Annotated in this window: 3 protein-coding genes and 1 tRNA gene; all 4 read right to left on the bottom strand. The window is 66.8% G+C overall.

What is annotated here, in order from left to right; all coding sequences use genetic code 11:
- Nucleotides 1-5: 5 nt before the first annotated feature.
- Nucleotides 6-81, bottom strand: a tRNA-Lys gene (locus VFB18_RS00290).
- Nucleotides 82-236: 155 nt separating this feature from the next.
- On the bottom strand, nt 237-1,397 hold the full coding sequence (rodA, locus tag VFB18_RS00285) for a rod shape-determining protein RodA (RefSeq protein WP_324970278.1): 1,161 nt from the start codon (nt 1,395-1,397) through the stop codon (nt 237-239).
- Nucleotides 1,394-3,280 carry a penicillin-binding protein 2 gene (gene mrdA / locus VFB18_RS00280; protein ID WP_324970277.1) on the bottom strand — a complete coding sequence of 629 codons (1,887 nt, stop codon included), beginning with the start codon at nt 3,278-3,280 and terminating at the stop codon, nt 1,394-1,396. Before mrdA ends, rodA begins: the two co-directional genes overlap by 4 nt.
- The coding region (locus VFB18_RS00275; RefSeq protein ID WP_324970276.1) for a hypothetical protein at nt 3,277-3,787 on the bottom strand (511 nt) is incomplete at its 5' end. The genes VFB18_RS00275 and mrdA, both read right to left, overlap by 4 nt.

Here is a 3,787-nt window from a genome sequence, read left to right as displayed (position 1 = left end):
GGAATTGGTGGGCGCACAAGGACTCGAACCTTGGACCCGCTGATTAAGAGTCAGCTGCTCTACCACCTGAGCTATGCGCCCTAGATTTGTCCGCCTCTGCTCGTGGCAGGGCGCATCCTGGGATGATCCCGTGGGGGTCTTCACCCCGAGGGTTCACCCCAAGGGTGCTCCCCTTAGCACCCCGTTCGTTCCCCTGTCCAGCGCCGCCGCAGGCCAAGACCGGGGTTCCCGCACCCCTACCAGAGCGGCCCGAGCTCCTCGCGCCTGATGCGCACGCCCCGGTTGACATGGGCGTTCAGAACGAGGCCAAGCCCGATCATCATAGTGATCATCGCGGTGCCGCCATAGGAAACGAGCGGAAGCGGCACGCCGACCACCGGAACGAGCCCCGTCACCATCGCCACGTTGATGAACACATAGGTGAAGAGGCAGAGCCCGATGCCGGCCGCAACCAACCGGGCAAAGGTGTTACGGCACCTGAGCGCCATATAGGTAATGAACAGAAGCACGAGAAGGTAGAGGGCGAGCAGAGAGGCCGCGCCGATGAAGCCCATCTCCTCGGCGAACTGGGTGAAGATGAAGTCGGTGTGCTTCTCGGGCAGGAAATTGAGCTGGGCTTGCGTCCCTTGCATGAAGCCCTTGCCCATCAGCCCGCCCGAGCCGATGGCGATCTTCGATTGCAGGATGTGATAGCCCGAGCCGAGCGGGTCGCGCTCGGGGTCGATGAAGGTGAGCACCCTCTCCTTCTGGTAGTCGTGCAGGCGCTCCCAGACGTGCGGGAGCACGACGATGACGCCGACGACGCCGCCGAAATAATAGATCCAGCTCACCCCGGCGAGGAACAGAAGCCCCGAGCCGACCACCCCGAACAGCATGGCGGTGCCGAGGTCGGGCTGGGCGAGAGCGAACATCACCGGCAGCCCGATCATGGCGAGCGGAATGAGAAGCGCATGCGGCCACGACACCTTGTCGGGCGGAAGCCACTGGTAGTAGCGCGCGAGCGCGAGGATGAGCGCGATCTTCATCATCTCCGACGGCTGGAAGGTCAGCTCGCCATAACCGAGCCAGCGCCGCGCGCCCCCGCTCTCGACGCCGATCACCATCACGAGCGCGAGCAGGACGAGCGCGATTCCGTAAAGCGGATAAGCTGCGCGCAGCCACCAGCGGAGGTCCGAGAGCGCGACGGCGAAGAGGACGGCAAGCCCGAGGCAGAAGCGCACCACTTGCCGGCTCGCCCACGGCTCGAGCGTGCCGCCTGCGACCGAGTAGAGCGCGGCGATGCCGAAGGAGACGATGGCCACGATGAGCAGGAGGAACGGCCAGTTGATGAGGATCAGCTTTTCGGAGAGCTTGAACTGCCGCTTCTCCTCGTAGCCTTCGTCGAGGAACATGCTCATGGCCGCGTCCCCGCATCGGCCACGGTGGAACCCGCTTCGGGCGCGTTGCTCGCCACGAAGGCGGGGCGCGCGGCGGGGTCGCGCACGAGGAGCTCGGTCATCACGTCGTGCACGATGGGCGCCGCGGTCTGGGCTCCCCAGCCGCCATGCTCCACCACACAGGCCATCGAATAGCGCGGCGCGTCGACCGGCGCGAAGGCGATGAACAGCGAATGGGGCTTCGCGTCGTAGCCGGTGAAGTGATGGGCGACACCGTGGCCGAAGGCCTGCGCCGTCCCCGTCTTGCCCGCCATGAGCACGCCAGGAAGCTTGAGCGCGACCCGGGTGGCGGTGCCCCCCTTCTCGTTCACAACCGCGGTCATGCCCTCGCGCACGAGCTGAAGATGCGCCGGATCGACGGCGAGCGGCTTAGGCTCGTCGACCGTGAGGCCGGGGGCCGGCCGCACAAAGCGGGGCACGATCGCCTTGCCTGAGGCGATCCGGCCGGCGACGAGTGCCAGGTGGAGCGGGGTGGCGAGCACATAGCCCTGTCCGATGGCGCAGGAGATGGTCTCGCCCGGATACCAGGGCTGGCGGAGCGTTTTGCGCTTCCAGGCGGTGTCGGGCATGACGCCGGGCTTCGCTCCGGGCAGCTCGCTGTCATAGGCGCGGCCCAAGCCGAGCGCGCGGCCGGTGACGGCGAGCTTGTCGATGCCCATGCGGTGCGCCGTCTCGTAGAAATAGACGTCGCAGGAGGACTTGATCGCGTCGTGAAGCGCGATCGGTCCGTGGCTCTTCCAGCAGTGGAAGAGGTGGTTGCCGAAGAAATAGCTGCCCTTGCAGACGATGTGCTCGTCGGGCTTCACCACGCCCGAGGCCAGCGCGGCGAGCGCGATCACCACCTTGAAGGTCGATCCCGGCGGATACTGCCCGTCGACCGCGCGGTTGTTGAGCGGCTCGTCCTCGTTCCTGACGAGTTCGGCCCAGCGCGCCGAGTTGGGCCTGAAGGCGATGTCGTTGGGATTGAAAGAAGGCACCGAGACCATCGCCAAGACGTCGCCGGTGTGGCAATCGAGCGCTACCAGCGAGCCGCGGCGCTCCGTGGCGAGACGAGCAAACGCGATTGCCTGAAGCTCGTGATCGATGGTGAGCACGAGATCCCTGCCTGGCGCGCTCGGGGTCGAACCGAGCTCACGCACGATGCGTCCGTGGGCATCGACCTCGGAGGTGACGGCGCCCGCGTGCCCCCTCAGCCAGGGGTCGAAGCCCTTCTCGAGTCCGGTCTTGCCGCGGCGGAAGCCCGGCACGCGCATGACCGGGTCCTCGTCCACCTCGCCCTTGCCCGCCATGCCGACATAACCGACGACATGGGCCAGGGGCTCCGGGCTGTTATAGACGCGATAGGAACCGACATCGGTGGCAACGCCGGGAAGCTGCGGGGCGAGCACGTTCAGGAGCGCAAATTGCCGCCAGGAGAGCCCCTCGGCCACGAGCACCGGTCGGTAGCTGCTCTGCCGTCGCGCCGTCCTCAACACGCGATCGCGGTCAGCCTCGGTAATCGGCACGAAGCGGGCGAGCGCATCGAGCGTGCGGCCAAGTCCCTTGGCGAAGGCCGGCACCACGACGACGCGCAGGCTCTCGCGGCTCTCGGCTACCGCCGTTCCGAAGCGGTCGTAGATCGCGCCTCGCCGCGGCGCGGTGAGCTGGCGGCTGAGGCGATTTTCGTCGGAGAGCAGCCGGTACTCGGAGGTGTCGAGAATCTGCAATTGGCGGAGCCGCCAGCCCAGCAGACCGAACAATCCGGCCTGGCCCGCGCCGAGAAGGAGCGCTCGGCGGGAAAAACGCAGGCGCTGCTTCCGCGCCGGATCGCGCCGGTTTGCATCGTCGGGGGCGCGGGTTTTCATGACCAGCTCCGGAACATGGCGGAATGGTCGGGACTGAGCCGCCCCCGCTTGATCCACACCAGTCCGCGCAGCACCACGGGAAAGAGCGCGATCGAGGTGAGCGTGCCGAACAGGATCGGCCACCAATCGACCCAACGGAGGAAGTAGAGCGAGCCGAGCAGCCAGGCGAAAAGGCCGAGCGCGAGGGCAAGCGCGCTCCAGAGGACCCAGAGAGGCCAGAGATCGCGCGGCTCAACCGTGAAGCGCATGAGGCTGCCTGCGCTCGCGGCGAGCAGGGTCATCAACGCGAAAAAGCCGAGCGGGCCTCCGCTCATCACGTCGGTGAGGAGGCCAAGAAGCATGCACGCGGAGAGCGGCAGCACGGCATCGGGCATGATGCGCCAGCAGAACACCATCATCACCACGACGAGCGGAAGGGTGAAGCTCGCATCGGCCGGCAAACCCCAAGGCACCGCGGTTGCGAGAACCGCGAAGAGGACCGAGAGCGCAGGCAGGATCGTGCTCATG

The sequence above is a fragment of the Methyloceanibacter sp. genome, assembly GCF_035650995.1.
GTDB lineage: Bacteria > Pseudomonadota > Alphaproteobacteria > Rhizobiales > Methyloligellaceae > Methyloceanibacter.
Note: the sequence above shows the minus strand (reverse complement) of the source record. Positions and strands in the feature narration are given on the sequence as shown.

Coding starts and splice junctions, on each gene's coding strand:
- mrdA (WP_324970277.1), bottom strand. CDS start 3,280: ATGAAAACCCGCGCCCCCGACGATGCAAACCGGCGCGATCCGGCGCGG.
- rodA (WP_324970278.1), bottom strand. CDS start 1,397: ATGAGCATGTTCCTCGACGAAGGCTACGAGGAGAAGCGGCAGTTCAAG.